Source organism: Micromonospora ureilytica, from assembly GCF_015751765.1.
Lineage (GTDB): Bacteria > Actinomycetota > Actinomycetes > Mycobacteriales > Micromonosporaceae > Micromonospora > Micromonospora ureilytica.
Map to the genome: position 1 here is coordinate 2,516,422 of NZ_JADOTX010000001.1, position 14,675 is coordinate 2,531,096.

Here is a 14,675-nt window from a genome sequence, read left to right on the forward strand (position 1 = left end):
TCCGGACAGGCGGGCAGGAACACCGACAGGGCGGATGTTCTTTCGGAACCGCCGATAGGCTCTAATGGAGATCTCCCCGCCCCCAGGAGGTTCCACCGTGGCGAGCGTCGCCGAGCTGAAGGCTGCCATCGATGTCGCCCTGCAACAGATCGGGGACGGGCAGACAGCCGTGCAGGCGGCCGGCGAGAAGCTGTCCGAGGCACAGCAGACACTGGCCGGGGCGCTGGAGGGCAGCGGGCACGAGACGGTCGAGGCGGCCCAGGCGTCGTTGACCCAGGCCAGCCAGGAGCTGGAGGAGTGTCTCGCCGCGACACTTGTCGCGGTGGAGCAGGCGCAGCTCTACGTCTCCACCCTGTAGGCCGCCGTGTCCATCATCGAGGATGTCGGCGGGCAGGTCCGTGCCGCCACCGAGGAGTTCCCGATGGCGCTGCTCGGGCAGGCGCTGGAGAAGTTCGGCCTGGCCGCGGAGCGCCTGCGCTGGGTACGACAGGAGTCGGCCAACCCGATGGGGGTGCCCGAGCTGTCCGCAGCCACCGAGCACGCCGAGAGCGCCGGCTACGCGCTGCGGGTGGCACAGGAACAGCTGTCGGCCTATCTGACGGCGATCGGTCTCGGCGCGGACGGCGCCCCGGCGCCCCGCCCCGAGCAACGCGCTCCCCGACACGACACGCCACCGGCGTCCGGGCCCACAGCTGTCGCCCCGGAGCCGGCCGAGCAGGTACGACTGAGCCGCTGGTGGGCGGTGCGGGTGGCCGAGCTGACCGGCGGGCGCGAGAGCACCGACGACGAACCCGACGAACGGGTGGACGACTCCCAGGAGCTGCTGCGCCGAGTGGTGGGTGGTGTCCGCTCCGGCGACCGGGACCGGCTCCGCAAGGAGTTGCGCCGGGCCCCGGCCGACGTGGGGCTGGGCATGGCAGCGCTGGCGCCGCCGCTGCTGCGCGAACTGGCCGGTGAGCTGCTGGGGCACCCGCCGCGTGCCACCGACCTCGGGCGGCTGCGCGGCGAGTTGGACGGACGCGTCCGTGACCTGCTGCCCGGGCTGCCGCCGCCGGTGCTGGAGACGCTGCTGACCCGGGTGTGCCGGATGCCGCCGCCGCGTGCCTCCGGGGAGCCGTCGCACGCCGCCGACTCCGCGGTGACCGCCGGGGTGGCGACCGGGCTGCTGCTCGCCCGACTCGGCCGGGACCTACCGGCCGGCGGCGCGAGAGGACCGGCGGGTGCCAGCGAACCGACGGGCGCGGGGCAACCGCGCGACGCGGGGCAGCGGAGCGGGTCGGGGCAACGGGGCGGGGCGGGGCAACCGGCGCGGGCCGGGCAACCGGGCGGTTCCGGGCGGCCGGCGGGGGCGGTTCCCCGCGCCGGCGGTGCGGTCCAGCCTCCGGGCACTGCCGGTGCGCAGCGCTCCGGTGGGCTGCCACCGCGCTCGGGCAGCCCCTGGCGGGACGCGCCGACGCGTCGGGGCTCCGATGGCTGACCGGCGCGGTCAGCTGGCCAGCCGGGTCCGGGACACCCTCGCCGAGGCGTTGGGCGCCACCCGTACCCGCCTGTCCGCAGCCCAGGCGGACCTGACCGCCGGGCGGGAACGACTGGCCCGGGTTCAGCGGGCGGCGGCCGCCGTACCGGAGCGGGTGGGCGCCCAACGGGACCGCCGCATCGCCGAGATCGACGCCCGCTACTCCACCCGGATCGCGGAGCTGGCCCGGCGGGCCGCCGACGCGGCCCGCCAGGAGGCGCCCGGCTGCGCGGGGGCCGACTGGGCCGGGTGGACGCCGACGCCCGCCCGCCGGGCCGAACCGCCCGGCGCGCTGCGGGTCGGCACGGTCCGGATCGACGGCGTCGACCCGGTGCCCGCGCTGGTGCCGCTGCTCGACGCCGGGCACGTCCACCTCTCCGGTGACGACCGCGCCGGCTGCGACGCTGTGGTGTCCGCGTTGCTGCTGCGGGCCGTCGGCCGCGCCGACCCCGGGGCGGTACGACTGATCGGGTACGACCCGGACCAGCTCGGTGGTGGCCTGGCCGGGTTCGCTCCGTTGGGCACGGCGGGGCTGCTCACCTTCGTCGGTCCGGGCGGGCTGGGCCCGCTGCTGGACGACCTGGTGGAGCAGATCCGCCGGATCAACGAGACGGTCCTCGCCGGTGAGTACGCGTCGCTGCGTGAACTGGCGGCGGCGACCGGCCGACGACCCGAACCGTGGCGGGTGGCGGTGCTGCTCGGTGGTGAGGAGCTGAACCGGCACGAGCGCGGGCAACTGGACCGGGTGGTGCGGGCCGGCGCGGCGTGCGGCGTACACCTGGTGGTGCTCGGTGTGCCGTTGCCGGAGGATCCGACGGTGACCCGGGTGGTGGCCGGGGTGTCCGGCGCGCGGATCGGCGGTTCGGCCGGGCTGGCGGTCCGGCTGGACCCGCCGCCACCGGCGACGCTGGTCACCGAGACCTGCCGGGACGTCGCCGCCCGGGTGAACGCGGGCCCGCCGCCGACCCCCTTCACCGACCTGCTGCCCCCGCCCGAGCTGATGTGGCGGGAGGACTCCGCCGACGGGTTGACCGCGCCGATCGGTGAGGGTCCGCACGGCCGGCCGGTGCGGTTGACGCTTGGCGACTATCCGCCGCACGCGCTGATCGGCGGGCCGTCCGGCACCGGCAAGACCAACCTGATCTTCGCGTGGATCGGCGCCCTGGCGGCCCGCTACTCCCCCGCCGAGCTGGAGTTCTACCTGCTGGACTTCAAGGAGGGGGTCTCCTTCGCGCGGTTCGCGCAGGGCCGACGTGACCCCAGTTGGCTGCCACACATGCGCCTGGTCGGCATCAACGTCAACACCGACCGGGAGTTCGGGCTGGCGCTGCTGCGCTTCCTCACCGACGAGTTGCGCCGACGCGCCGACGCGGCCAAGAAGCACGAGGTGACCAAGCTGGCCGAGCTGCGGGCTGTCGACCCGACCGGGCACTGGCCACGCATCGTCGCGGTGGTGGACGAGTTCCAGATGTTGCTGGCCGGCCGGGACGTGGTCGCCCGGGAGGCGGCCGACCTGCTGGAGGACCTGGCCCGGCGTGGCCGGTCGCAGGGCATCCACCTGGTCCTCGCCTCGCAGGACGTGCGGGGCATCGAGGCGTTGTGGGGCCGCCCCGCCCTGGTCGCCCAGTTCACCCTGCGCATCGCGTTGCCCAAGGCGTTGCGCATCCTCGCCGAGCGCAACGACGCGGCGCAGTCGCTGCCGCGCTGGCACGCCGTGGTCAACGCCGAGTCGGGCATGGTGGAGGGCAACGAGGTCGCCCGCATCCCGTCGGCCAGCGACTGGGAGACCTGGAGCGGGTTGCAGCACCGGCTGTGGCGGATGCGGTCCCCCGACGCGGCACCCGCCCGGCTCTTCGACGGCGACGCGATCCCCCGACTGGCGGACGCCCCGGACTTCCGGGCGCTCGCCGTACCCCCGGACGGGACCGCGCCGCGCAACCCGGTGGCACTGCTCGGCGAGATCATCGACGTGCAGTCCCGCTCGGCGTCGCTGCGGCTGCCGCGCGCCCCGGGCCGCAACCTCGCGGTGCTCGGCACCCGCGTCGACGAGGCGTGCGCGGTGCTGGACGCCGCGGCCCGGTCGCTGGCCCGCCAGCACCCGCCGGGCACCGCCCGGTTCTCCATCGCCTGCCTCGACCCGGACGCCGACCCGATGGCCCGCGCCCTCTACGAGGACCTCGCCGACGACGCCGCCTGGTACGACGAGGAGACCGTCGGTGAGCTGATGGCCGAGACTGCCGACGGGCTGAGCGGCCCGGGAAGCCCGCACTATCTGCTGCTGTTCGCTGTCGACGCGGCAGCGGGTGCGCTGGCCGCCCGCATGGGTCGGCGCACCGGCCTGGAGCAGCTGCGCCGGATCATGCACGACGGGCCGGAACGCCGGACGCACGTGCTGGCCTGGTGGCGGGGCGTCGCCCGGATGCGCGCCGACCTCGGTGGGCCGGGCGCCCGGACCGACCAGATCGGCGCCTGGGTGGCCCTGGACGCGCACGGCGACGAGCTGGGCTCCTCGCTCTACCCGGGCACCGGCGGCCCGGACTGGTATCCCCGCCCCTGGCGGGGGCTCTTCTTCGACCGGGCGGTCCAGCGCACCGGACAGGTGATCATCCCCTATGGACCGAGCCGATGAACGAACCGGTGACCAGCGAGACGTACGCGGCGCAGCTGCGGCGACTGGCCGACCTCACCGCGCGGGTGCGCGAGCAGCGCGCCGAGGCGCACACCTGGCACGAGCGGCAGTGCGCTGCCGCCGAACGGGCCGTCGCCGACGCGGCCGAGCAGCTCCAGAACGCCGAGGAGGAGCTCGTCGCCGCCCGTGAACAGCAGGAACGGGTCGACGCCGAGGTGGCCCACCTGTGGCAGCAGGTCCGCTCGCGCCTCGGTGCCCGCCGCCTCGGCGGCCCACCCGCACCTGCGGCCAGCGACGGGACCACCGACCCGGTGCTGCTGCTCGGACGGGCCCGGGACCTGCTCGACCGGGCCGGGCAGCCGGGTGAGCTGCCGGGCTCGGTCAACCCGCTGCTGGCGCTCTGCGGGGTGGCCGGCGGGGTGCTGGCGTACGGGCTGGGCGCCGGTGCCCGGGCGCTCGGCGTCGGGTACGGCGGCGACCTGGCGGTCGGACTGCCGGTGCTGGCGCTCGTGGTGACCCTGCTCGGGCCCCTGGTCGGCCTGGTGCCGGCCCGGGTGCTGGCCGACCGCCGGCACGCGGTGCTCGGGCCGCGACCGATCACTGTGGTCCTCGGCGCCGGCCTGCTGACCACAGTGCTGCTGCTGGTCCTCGGCCGCTGACCGCGGTCCACAGTGGTGTCGACAAACCGACCGTCCACGCAGCGGATCGGGGTCGGATCTTCGATACGGTACGTGAAATGGTCAGCATATTCCTCAGTTACCCCGCCCGCGGCGACAGCGTCGTTGCGGGCATGCTCGATGATGCGCTGACCGCTCGGTTCGGCGACGACGGCGTCGCCCGCAGCCTGCCGAGCGCGAACGACAGCCACGCTGAGCTGCGGCACCGCCTGGCGGCCTCGGCGGCACTCATCGTGGTGATCGAACCGCGCGCCCGGGCCACCGTGGATGCGTCGTTGGACACCTATTCGGGCTTGGTCAGCTGGCAGGTCAGGACGGCCACCACGCTGGAGGTCCCGGTCATTCCGGTGCTGGTGACGGGCCCGGAACTGCTGTTCGAAACTGACGTTCCCGAAGCGCTTCGGCCGCTGAGCCACCAGCGGTCTCGACGGATCCGCCTGGGCAGGGTCCGGGAGGACATCCGCCGCCTGATCGACGACCTCGGGGCACGATTCGACCCGGAGACGGGCGCGGCCGAGGCGCGCATCCCCCTAATCCTCAGCGAAGAGCCCGTGCACGTCGCCATGCCGCGCCGCACGCACGGGCCGTCGGTGGCGACCGTGTACCGGACACGCGACGGTGAGCTGGTGGAGGCCCCCTACGGTGACCTGCCGAACTGGTCACCTGAGATTGACGCACGGTATGCGGTCCGCTACGAGGTGGACACCCGTCAGCACAGCATCGGCGTCAACCTCCGACTGCCCTCCAATGACGCCAGGTTCACCTTCGAAGCGTCGATCGTCGTCGGCTTCCAGGTGACCGACCCGACGGAGGCCGTCCGGCACCCGGTCCGGTTTGCCGTGCCCCTCCTCCGTGACTTCCTGCAGGATTTTTGTGAGGCGATCACCCGGCGTTTCAGCGCCCAGGACGGGTTCGAGGCCATCCTGTCCGTCGGCCAGCGGCTCGAGCGAGCGACACTCCCGGCGGGCATCGCCCTCGACTACCTACGCGTGCGACTGACCGCCGACGGTCACACTGACGAGTATGTGCGGGCGCTCGAGGAGGTGAGACTCGAGCCGCTCGGGCACGAGAAGACCACCAGCGGATCGATCAGCTTTGGGAATCTCCCCAACCGGTCCAGTCCGGGCTCGCGGCCACCACCGGATCGAATGCTCGTGGCGCGGGCCCCCACTCAGGTCCCGACGGGCCAGGACCTGAGCGTCGACGTCCGGCTCGTCACCGAGGGCCGGTCGGTGCACCCTGATGCCGTCACGGCATGGCTGCCGAACCTGCACGTCGCCGACGCCGGCACACCCGTCACCGTGACCGTCCATGGACCCGCCGGCCTGCACGCCGAGGGCCCGCTCCAGCAGACGCTGCTGGTCACGCCGGGCGAGGACCCAGCGCCGATCCGGTTCGGTTTCGGGGCGCGTACGCCGGGTCTGCATCGTATCGACGTGACGGCCTGGGCCGGCGGCACGTTCCTCGCCGAGGTCTCCGTCGAGGTCTCCGTCGCGGACAGCGGGCCGTTCCGCGACGGGCGACCACAGACGGCGTTACTGGGCGCCCCGCGGGCGCGGCCGGGCGAGGTCACCATGGAGGTGCGGTTCGACGGCAGCAGGTACACCTTCCAGTTGCGGTCCGACACGGCGCTGTTCGCCCCGGTGGTCGAGTCGTTCACGAACACGCCGAACGCGGCGGTGGAGAACGCGATCAGAGAGTTGCAGCAGCTGGCCGGAGGTGGTTCCCGCTACAGCGCGACGATGACGCGCGAGGTCATCCGGTCGGCGGGCATCCAACTGTGGTCGGAAATGGTGCCGGCCGACGTGCGGGACCAGTTCTGGCAGGTCGGCGCGGGAATGAGCGCCTTCACGATCGCGACCGACCACGATGTGGTCCCGTGGGAGCTGCTCTATCCACTCAGTGCCCAGCGGGATGCTGGTTTCCTCGTTGAGCAGGTCCCCGTGGTGCGCCGCACCTACGGCCAGCACCGCGCCGCGAAGGTCGGCCTGCGCAACCCCCGCTTCGTGGTGCCGAGGAAGGCGCCCACCGGGGCCCACGAGGAGATCGCCACCATTCGCGCGATCCTCGACGCGGCCGACAGCGAGCCGATCACCAGCGCGGACGAGCTGCACGCTCTGATCACGTCCGGCAGGTTGGGCGCGACGCACTTCGCCTGTCACAACACCTTCTCGTCGGACGGCTCGTACATCGACATGGATGACGGACGATTCACGCCGTCCCTGCTCACCGAGGCCAGAGTCCGGAAACTGCTGACGGAAACCAGCCCTCTGGTGTTCATCAACGCGTGCCGCAGCGCGGGCGTCGCCCCGACGTACACCCGGATGCTCGGCTGGGCGCAGCAGTTCATGTCGTCCGGCGCGGGCGCGTTCGTCGGCACGCTCTGGGCCGTGCGCTCGGACAGCTCGGCTCGTTTCGCGACCGCGTTCTACCGCTCCCTCGCCGAGGGTGCCACGCTCGGCGCGGCAGCCCTCGCCGCACGCACCGACCAGCAGGACGATCCGCTCGACCCGACGCGGCTGGCGTACACCGTGTACGGCGACCCGTTCGCCACCGCGGCCGTCTGACCGGTCGACAACCCCACTTACGCAGAAGGGCAGGTGCGGCATGTACGTGATCGACGACAGCGTGCCAGTCGAGGAACTGGTGTCGGCGGTGAAGAACGCGGTAAAGCAGGCCGGCATCTCCACGACCGACGAGGGCCGGGACCTGCGGGTCAGCTCGGTTCAGCTGATCTTGAGCGCGGTCGTCACCACGAAGCTCGGCGGCGGCCTCGATCTCCGGGTGCCGGTGATCGGCTGGAAGGTCAAGGTGGGCGGCAGCCGCTCCCGCCAGAAGACTCACACGATCGACATCACGCTCGTCGCCGAGGAGCTCCAGGAGCGGCACGAGCTACGGCACAGCGCGGTCGAGGCGACCCTCGTGGACGCGATCACCACGATCCGCTCGGTCGTCGCCGCCGGCACCGGGGGCGACGACCCGCTGGTGTTACAGGCTGGCACGGTGGAGCTTGTCTTCGGCGTCACCGACCAGGGAACGATCTCGTTCGGCATGGAGGGCGAGCTGACCGACGAGGTCACCAACACGCTCAGGATCGAGCTGGTCGGCGCCATGGCCGGCTAGCCTTCAGGCCGGGACGACGACGGCCTCGCGGAGCAGTCGGCGGGCCAGGGTGACCCGGTCGGCGTCGTCGGGCAGCCCGGGCAGGTCACCGACGCGGGTGACCGTGCCGCGGAGTAGGGCGCGGGCGGCCGGCTCGCAGCTCGCCGGCAGGGTGATGGTGCGGTCGAAGAGCCGCACCGCCACCGTGTCCGCGTCGTGCGGCACCAACTGCCAGCGCAGGCCAGGCCGCACTGTGACCCGGGAGTCGGCGTCCAGGGTGGCCAGCGCGTCGGCCTGGGCGAGTGGTCGGATCGGCGCCGGGCGGGCGGCCGGCCAGGCCCGCTGCCGCAGCCGCGCGGCGACCGCCCCAGGGTCGGCGCGCAGCAGCCAGTCCCGCAACGCCTCCACGGTCTCGGTCAGCTCCGGCTCGATGGCGTCCGGGTCGGCCACGTCGGTGCCGAATGGCAGGCTGGCCCGCAGCCGCTGGTCCTCGGCGGCCAGCGCCAACAACTCCTCGACCAGGGCGTACCGGGTGAGCGCGCGGATGCCCACGGTCAGGTGCAGCGAGCTGGCGTCCTGCGCCTGCGCGCTGTGCAGCCAGCCACGGGGCAGGTAGAGGGCGTCGCCGGGGGCGAGCACCACGTCCAGCGCGGCAGGGCCCTGCGCGGTGGCGCCGACCTCGTCGGCGCGTCCACCCCACTGCTGCTTCTCCAGCGGGTCGGGCAGCACCGGCGGGTGGATCCGCCAGTGTTTGCGGCCGTCGACCTGGAGCACGAACACGTCGTGGGTGTCGTAGTGGGTGGCGAAGCCCTGACTGCCGGCCGGGGTCAGGTAGGCGTTGATCTGCAGGGGCTGGTTGAGCGCGAGGCCCAGGTCTCGGGCGAAGTCGACGAGCGGCGGCCAGATCCGGTGCAGACCCTGCAACACCAGCGTGGCCCCGGACGCGTACTGCTCCAGGACCCGCTCGTCGAGCACCTGGTCGCCGATCTCGGCGCCCGCGCCGCCGCCGCCGGTCCAGCGCGCCGCGGCTACCAACTGGCCGTCCTTGGCGACGCGCAGGAACGGGGTACGCAGACCGCGCCGGCTCAGCAGCTCGTCGGCGTCGGCGGGGCTGAGCAGGTCGGTGAAGCCGGCCGGGTCGGGCAGTTCGGCGGCGCGGGACAGCAGCGGCGTGTGCCCCCAGTGCGCGGCGGCGAACTTGGCCGGTTCGACCGAGACGCAGCGGGCCAGTGCGGCGGCGGCCTCAGCTGACGGAACCGCCGGGCGGCCGTGGCCGCCCGGCGGGTCGAGGTACGTCATGGCGTGCCGCTACCGGGCGCTGCCGTCAGCGCCACCGTCCTGCTGACCAGGAGTGGCACCACCGTCGGCGGGACCCTCGGCGCTGCCGTCGGCGCCACCGTCGTGCTGACCGGGAGTGGCACCGCCGTCGGCGGGGCCTTCCGCGCCGCCGTCGGCGCCACCGTCGTGCTGACCGGGAGTGGCACCGCCATCGGCGGGACCCTCCGCGCCGCCGTCGGCGCCACCGTCCTGCTGACCGGGGGTCGCGCCGCCGTCGGCCGGGCCCTCCATGCCGCCGCCGCTGGTGGTCTGCATGTCGTCATCGTTGAGTGCCATCGGTACTCCCTCGGGTGTGCCGCCCCGCCGTACGCCGGGGTCCGTCGTGCTGCGGGTGGTACCCCACGCGCGATCTTCTCTAACCCTCACCGTAGACGCCGGACCGGGGCGACACGGGCAGTTCGCGGGCGGCGGCGCAGAGTGCCAGGATGGGGTGGTGATCCTGGTGGGCACGTCCGGCTGGCAGTACCGGGACTGGCGCGGCCGCTTCTACCCGCAGCGGCTGCCGCAGCGCCTCTGGCTGGAGCACTTCGCCGCCGGGTTCGCCACGGTCGAGGTCAACAACGCCTTCTACCGGCTACCCGAGCGGGACACCTTCGCCGCCTGGCGGGCACGAACCCCGGCGGACTTCTGCGTGGCGGTGAAGATGAGCCGCTACCTCACCCACATCAAGCGGCTGCGCGACCCGGCGGAGCCGGTGGCCCGGTTCCTCGGTCGCGCCACCGCCGGCACCGCGAACGCCGCCAACAGCAACATGAAGACGAAGAGGTTGTCGACCGAGAGCGACTTCTCCACCAGGTAACCGGTCAGGTATTCGACGCCCTGCTGGGAGCCGAATCGCCACCAGATCCAGCCGCCGAACGCCAGCGGCAGCGCTATGTAGAACGCCGACCAGCCGATGGCCTCCCGCATGGACACCTCGTGCGGGCGACGGGTGACCAGGAAGTCCAGCACCAACAGCAGGACGACCCCGATGATGGTCACCGCCCACAGTGTGGGCGTGCCCACCGACGACAGGTCACTTGCGGCGGACAGATACGACAATTGGCTCATGTGGGGTCTCCTCGAACACCGTCATGTTCGAGGTCTCCTTCACCCACCACCTGGTGGGCAACCACCCGAGGCGCGCCGGGCGCGCCGTACTGACCGGAATGGTTCGTGGGAAGTACTCCCCTCGCACGACAAGGTTAGGCCAGGCGGAATCGCCACGCCAAGCGGGACATCGATGGTTGCCCTGGTAAACCGCTGTGCGTGCCCGGTACGAGCGCTGTGTCAGGCGCGGCGCAGCGTCGCGCCCGGGGCCATCGCCTGCTCGACCAGACCCCGATAGTCACGTGGCAGTTGGGTCACCACGTCGTCGAACTCACCGCCGGTGATCGCCTCACGCAGGGTGGTGAAAACCGCCCGACTGGCGTCCTCGGCGGCGGGCTCCTGCACACCGGCGCGCGACGCGACCCGGGCGACGAACTCCGCCGCGCCGAACCGGTCCGCCTGCTCGGTGCTCGGGCTCGGTTTGAGCACGAGTTGCAACGGTTGGGGCATCTGGGCGGCCAGGTCCAGGACCTCGCCGCCGGTCAACCGCTCGGCGAACGTCTCCAACACGGCCCGGGTCAGCTCGACCGCCCGCTCGGACGACGTGGCGGTGCGCTGGGAAACCTGGTCGATGAAGGTGTCGTAGTTCATCGCGTACTCCCTTGGCTCGCGTCGGCGTCTGCGGGTACCCGCGGCGGAGGAGGAGAAACGGCGCCGGGTTTCCTCCGCCGGGGGGCTTGACCGGCCGGCGGGCGGGTAACCGCCGCCGGTCGTCACCACATCGATGCCCGAGGGAGCCCACGCCATGGCGAGCTACGCCGACGTCCTGCAGTACCTGTCGAGCCTGGACTACCCGGCCGAGAAGGACGACGTGGTCCGCGAGGCCGAACGGGAGGGTGCCCCGCCGGACGTGCTGAAGGCGCTGCGCGCCCTGCCGCCCGTCGACTACGCCAACGGGACCGAGGTGGCCCGGTCGGCCGGGATCGAGGCGGCGCCCGAGGTCGGCCCCGCCCAGCGGGCCGAGCAGGCCCGGGACAAGAAGCACAACCGGGTCTCGCAGCACCTGCGCGGCATCTGAACCGGCGGTGACGCCCACCACCCCGACCCGGGAGCGGCCGGGATGACCCAGACCGGCCCCGACCGGCCAGCGGACGTGCGTTTCCCGGCTGCTGCTAAGCAGCTCGCCGTGGTGGCGGTGGTCGGCGTCATTTCCGGCTGCGCCTTCGCGCTGCTGCTGCCACTGCCGCTCGCCGCGCTGGCCGGTTGGGACGTGGGCGCGCTGAGCTGGCTCGCGCTGGTCTGGCACAAAATCTGGCCGATGGACGCCGAGCGGACCGCCCAACTGGCCGTCCACGAAGACCCGAATCGGGCGATCCGGGACGCTCTGCTGCTCGTCGCCTGCCTGGCCAGCCTGCTGGCCGTGGGGTTGGTCGTGGCCAGCGCGCAGAGCGCGCCCCCCGGGACGGCCCGGGAACTGCACAGCGGCCTGGGCGTGCTCAGTGTGGTGCTCTCCTGGTTCGTGGTGCACACCCTGTTCGCCGCCCGGTACGCCCGGATCTACTACACGGGCCCCGACGGCGGGGTGAACTTCAACCAGCCCGAACCGCCGCGCTACTCCGACTTCGCGTACGTGGCGTTCACCATCGGCACGACGTTCCAGATCTCCGACACCAACCTGACGAGCAACGAGATGCGTCGTACGGTGCTGCGCCACTCGATGGTGTCGTACCTGTTCGGCGCGTTCATCATCGCCGTCACCGTGAACCTGCTGGCGGGCCTGGCCCGCTGAGGGTGCTGGCTTTGTATCCCTTTCGGCCGCGCGGTCCCCGGAGTGCGACACGGGGCGGGGCCGATCGAAGGGCCGGGACAGGCGGGCGCCCCTGGTCACGAACCGCGACCCAGGGCGCCACGCAAGCCTGCCCAGGCGGTGAACCGCATCCGAACCGGTCGCGGGTCACCAGGCGGTGGAGGTGCGCTCGAACCGAGCGGCCAGCACTGCCGGGTCCAACCATACGGCAGAACATCCTCCGTTTGGTCAGAATTTGGGGAAGTGTGGGCCAGCGCACGTCACGGCTGGGTGCCCCGGTGTGGTCAGCCGTGCAGGCCGCCAGTGCGGTCCCGGGCCTTCAGGCGGGTCGTGGGCAGGGCGGGCGCCGGCAGCGGCGGCGCCGCATCGTCGGCGACCACACCGAAGCGTCCGTCGCCGGCCATCCAGTCCTCCCGGGCGGCGGCGACCTCCTCGTGCGACCGGCCGACGAAGTTCCACCACATCACCAACGGCTCCTCGAACGGCGTACCGCCCAGCAGCAACAACCGGGCCCCAGCCCCGCCCCGCACGGTCAGCTCCCGGCGGCCCGAGCCCAGATACAGCAGCGCCCCCGGCTCGAAGCCGACCCCGGCCGCCTCCGCGGACCCGGACATCGCCAGCACCGCGTACTCGAAATCCGGCCGCAACGACATCGTCGCCGGCGCCTCGCCGCGCAGCTCCAGCTGCACCCCCACCAGCGGGGTGTGCACCACCGCCGGTGACCGCTCCCCGGCGAACTCGCCGACCAGCAGGGTGACGTCCAGATCGCCGTCCCGCCAGCGCGGCAGGTCGGCGTGGTGCGCGAAATCCGCCGCGCCGGCCCGCGCCGGGTCCGGCAGCGCCACCCAGAGCTGCACACCGTGCATCACCGGAGGGTGGGTGGCCGGCGAACGCTCCGAGTGGGCGATACCGTTCCCGGACGTCATCACGTTCAGCTGGCCGGGCACGATCGGCTGCACGTTGCCGAGGCTGTCCCGGTGCAGGATCTCACCGTCGAGCAGCCACGTCACCGTCTGCAGCCCGGTATGCGGGTGCGGCGGCACCTCCATACCGGGCCGCTGCGCCACATCGTCCGGGCCGAAATGATCCACGAAACACCACGCGCCGACCATCCGACGAGCGCGCTGCGGAAGCAACCGCCGCACCGTGGTGTAGCGACCCAACGGCACGTCGTGGCCGGGCAACAACACACTGCCGGGATCGACGTCGGCCACGCCAGGCGGTCGGGTCTGCGCCAGCATCGATTCAGTACGCTCCACCGCCCGACTGTACGCGCACGCCCACCCACGACAGCGGCGCTTCGAGCCAGGGCGGGCAGGGTTCGGTGTGGGCTGACCCGGCGTGGGGCTGACCGGGGCGGGGCTGACCCGGCGAGGGTTCACCGGTTGCTGGAGGACACGATCACGCTGTTGGCGCCGGCGACCAGGTCCAGGTACAGGCGCGCCGCCGACCGGTCCCAACCCGGCGTACCCAGCACCGAGCCCGCGGCCACCCCATCCCAGCGGTCCTCGCGTACCACTACCGAGCCGGCCCCGGCTCCCACCCGAACCCGTACCGGAGTCTCCCCGGGAACCCGGATGTCGAGCTGGCTGGTCCCACCGGTGAGTCGTACGGTCAGCATGCCGGCGGGGTTGCCGGAGACGGCGGCGGTGATCGGTGGCAGGAGAATCTCGGTGCGGCTGGAGCCGCCGGCGAGTTCCACCCCCAGCAGCCGGGCCCGGGTCAGGTCCAACACCTGACTGCTCACCCCGCCAACGAGGTGGAGACGCCAGGCGACCCGCTCGTTGAGCAACACCCGCACGGCCCGCGGCCCGCGCGTCCCGGACTCCACGAGGTCAAGCCGCACGGTCTCCCCCTGCACCGCCGGTCGGCCCGCCACACCCGAGCCGGCCGGGGTACTGATCCGGTACAGGTCGTCGCCCAACTCGGCCACCCGCAGCTCGAACGAGGACAGCCCATCCGCGAGCACGAAGGTTCCGTTCTGCCGACCTGCCAGCGGAGCTGTCAACAGTTGCTCGTCCGCGGCACCCGCACCACCGCGGCGGTCCCCAGCCGCGTCCGGGTCAGCGACGCCTCCCGGACGGCCGCCGTCACCGGGCCGAGCGCCGTCGGGTTGGGTGCCGTCGGGGCGAGTGCTGTCGGATTGGCCGGAGTAGGTCATGCCGAGACGGTCGGGATCGGCAATGATCACGCCCACCGCTGCCGCACCCAGGAGCAGCACGACGGCGGCGGCAGCCACCAGCAGGCGAGCACCGCTGGACCACCGTCGTGGTACGGCCTCGCCGGAGGGTTCCGGCTCTGATTCCGGTCCGCGATCCGCGCCGTACCCCACTGCGGCCATGCCTTTATCCCTCCGCCGGTCCCCGTCCAGGGGTACGTACCCGCCAGCCGATCGGATCACCCGCCGCCGATCACGTCACTCCGCCACGTTCGCCAACGTGAATCTTGGACACTTTCCGTTAGCGCGGAACGGAAAGTGTCCAAGATCTACGGATAACTCGTCGACCAGACGACGTCGTCCGCCCGGCGACAGCAGAAAGGCCGCTGGCCGGCACCCCGGGTTGCGGAGTGCCGGCC

The 14,675-nt window shown here is 72.7% G+C and carries 13 protein-coding genes and 2 pseudogenes; 9 read left to right on the forward strand and 6 right to left on the reverse strand.

The genetic code is table 11. From position 1 onward, the window contains the following. Nucleotides 1–97: 97 nt before the first annotated feature. From IW248_RS11210 to IW248_RS11235, 6 genes are all read left to right on the forward strand, one after another. Entirely contained in the window at nucleotides 98–358 is a 261-nt protein-coding gene (locus IW248_RS11210; protein WP_030332749.1) for a hypothetical protein, read from the forward strand. A 6-nt stretch (nucleotides 359–364) separates the two neighbouring features. Then, nucleotides 365–1,477, forward strand: coding sequence for a hypothetical protein (locus IW248_RS11215; protein ID WP_196926908.1), 1,113 nt, complete (start codon nucleotides 365–367; stop codon nucleotides 1,475–1,477). Then, nucleotides 1,470–4,145 (forward strand): FtsK/SpoIIIE domain-containing protein, encoded by a 2,676-nt coding sequence (locus IW248_RS11220; protein ID WP_196926909.1) that lies wholly within the window; start codon nucleotides 1,470–1,472, stop codon nucleotides 4,143–4,145. Before IW248_RS11215 ends, IW248_RS11220 begins: the two co-directional genes overlap by 8 nt. Then, nucleotides 4,142–4,804 carry a hypothetical protein gene (locus IW248_RS11225; RefSeq protein WP_196926910.1) on the forward strand — a complete coding sequence of 221 codons (663 nt, stop codon included), beginning with the start codon at nucleotides 4,142–4,144 and terminating at the stop codon, nucleotides 4,802–4,804. The genes IW248_RS11220 and IW248_RS11225 overlap by 4 nt, the downstream gene beginning before the upstream one ends. 77 nt (nucleotides 4,805–4,881) lie before the next feature. Next, nucleotides 4,882–7,389, forward strand: a complete 2,508-nt coding sequence (locus IW248_RS11230; protein ID WP_196926911.1) for a CHAT domain-containing protein — start codon at nucleotides 4,882–4,884, stop codon at nucleotides 7,387–7,389. Nucleotides 7,390–7,429: 40 nt separating this feature from the next. Beyond that, a complete protein-coding gene (locus IW248_RS11235; RefSeq protein WP_196926912.1) occupies nucleotides 7,430–7,945 on the forward strand; it encodes a trypco2 family protein in 516 nt (171 codons plus the stop codon). A gap of 3 nt (nucleotides 7,946–7,948) precedes the next feature. Here the strand turns inward: IW248_RS11235 and IW248_RS11240 are convergent, their stop codons facing one another. Together IW248_RS11240 and IW248_RS11245 are read right to left on the reverse strand one after the other, a co-directional pair. Then, nucleotides 7,949–9,223, reverse strand: a complete 1,275-nt coding sequence (locus tag IW248_RS11240) for a cupin domain-containing protein (RefSeq protein ID WP_196926913.1) — start codon at nucleotides 9,221–9,223, stop codon at nucleotides 7,949–7,951. Between the two features lie 9 nt (nucleotides 9,224–9,232). Next, nucleotides 9,233–9,538, reverse strand: a complete 306-nt coding sequence (locus IW248_RS11245) for a hypothetical protein (RefSeq protein WP_196926914.1) — start codon at nucleotides 9,536–9,538, stop codon at nucleotides 9,233–9,235. Between IW248_RS11245 and IW248_RS33020 the strand changes: the two are divergent. Next, nucleotides 9,516–9,920 (forward strand): annotated as a pseudogene (locus IW248_RS33020) (DUF72 domain-containing protein); the annotation flags it as partial. The gene IW248_RS11245 and the pseudogene IW248_RS33020 overlap by 23 nt on opposite strands. A gap of 20 nt (nucleotides 9,921–9,940) precedes the next feature. On the opposite strand, the pseudogene IW248_RS33025 reads toward IW248_RS33020, so the two are convergent. Both IW248_RS33025 and IW248_RS11255 read right to left on the reverse strand, forming a co-directional pair. Beyond that, nucleotides 9,941–10,312: pseudogene (locus IW248_RS33025) on the reverse strand (TerC family protein); the annotation flags it as partial. A gap of 219 nt (nucleotides 10,313–10,531) precedes the next feature. Then, nucleotides 10,532–10,942, reverse strand: coding sequence for a DUF2267 domain-containing protein (locus IW248_RS11255; protein WP_196926915.1), 411 nt, complete (start codon nucleotides 10,940–10,942; stop codon nucleotides 10,532–10,534). Between the two features lie 154 nt (nucleotides 10,943–11,096). On the opposite strand from IW248_RS11255, the gene IW248_RS11260 reads away from it, so the two are divergent. After that, on the forward strand, nucleotides 11,097–11,369 hold the full coding sequence (locus tag IW248_RS11260; RefSeq protein ID WP_030332551.1) for a DUF2795 domain-containing protein: 273 nt from the start codon (nucleotides 11,097–11,099) through the stop codon (nucleotides 11,367–11,369). 42 nt (nucleotides 11,370–11,411) lie between these two features. Beyond that, nucleotides 11,412–12,080: a DUF1345 domain-containing protein gene (locus IW248_RS11265; protein WP_196926916.1), complete on the forward strand. Its 669-nt coding sequence runs from the start codon at nucleotides 11,412–11,414 to the stop codon at nucleotides 12,078–12,080. A 302-nt stretch (nucleotides 12,081–12,382) separates the two neighbouring features. Here IW248_RS11265 and IW248_RS11270 read toward each other — a convergent pair whose 3' ends face one another. Continuing rightward, entirely contained in the window at nucleotides 12,383–13,357 is a 975-nt protein-coding gene (locus tag IW248_RS11270) for a pirin family protein (protein WP_196926917.1), read from the reverse strand. Between the two features lie 119 nt (nucleotides 13,358–13,476). After that, entirely contained in the window at nucleotides 13,477–14,439 is a 963-nt protein-coding gene (locus tag IW248_RS11275) for a hypothetical protein (RefSeq protein WP_196926918.1), read from the reverse strand. Between the last annotated feature and the right edge of the window lie 236 nt (nucleotides 14,440–14,675).

Excerpts from the sequence above, each read along its gene's own strand:
- IW248_RS11245 (WP_196926914.1), bottom strand. The coding sequence starts at position 9,538 with ATGGCACTCAACGATGACGACATGCAGACCACCAGCGGCGGCGGCATG.
- IW248_RS11240 (WP_196926913.1), bottom strand. The coding sequence starts at position 9,223 with ATGACGTACCTCGACCCGCCGGGCGGCCACGGCCGCCCGGCGGTTCCG.
- IW248_RS11225 (WP_196926910.1), top strand. The coding sequence starts at position 4,142 with ATGAACGAACCGGTGACCAGCGAGACGTACGCGGCGCAGCTGCGGCGA.
- IW248_RS11235 (WP_196926912.1), top strand. The coding sequence starts at position 7,430 with ATGTACGTGATCGACGACAGCGTGCCAGTCGAGGAACTGGTGTCGGCG.
- IW248_RS11230 (WP_196926911.1), top strand. The coding sequence starts at position 4,882 with ATGGTCAGCATATTCCTCAGTTACCCCGCCCGCGGCGACAGCGTCGTT.
- IW248_RS11260 (WP_030332551.1), top strand. The coding sequence starts at position 11,097 with ATGGCGAGCTACGCCGACGTCCTGCAGTACCTGTCGAGCCTGGACTAC.
- IW248_RS11220 (WP_196926909.1), top strand. The coding sequence starts at position 1,470 with ATGGCTGACCGGCGCGGTCAGCTGGCCAGCCGGGTCCGGGACACCCTC.
- IW248_RS11265 (WP_196926916.1), top strand. The coding sequence starts at position 11,412 with ATGACCCAGACCGGCCCCGACCGGCCAGCGGACGTGCGTTTCCCGGCT.
- IW248_RS11275 (WP_196926918.1), bottom strand. The coding sequence starts at position 14,439 with ATGGCCGCAGTGGGGTACGGCGCGGATCGCGGACCGGAATCAGAGCCG.
- IW248_RS11255 (WP_196926915.1), bottom strand. The coding sequence starts at position 10,942 with ATGAACTACGACACCTTCATCGACCAGGTTTCCCAGCGCACCGCCACG.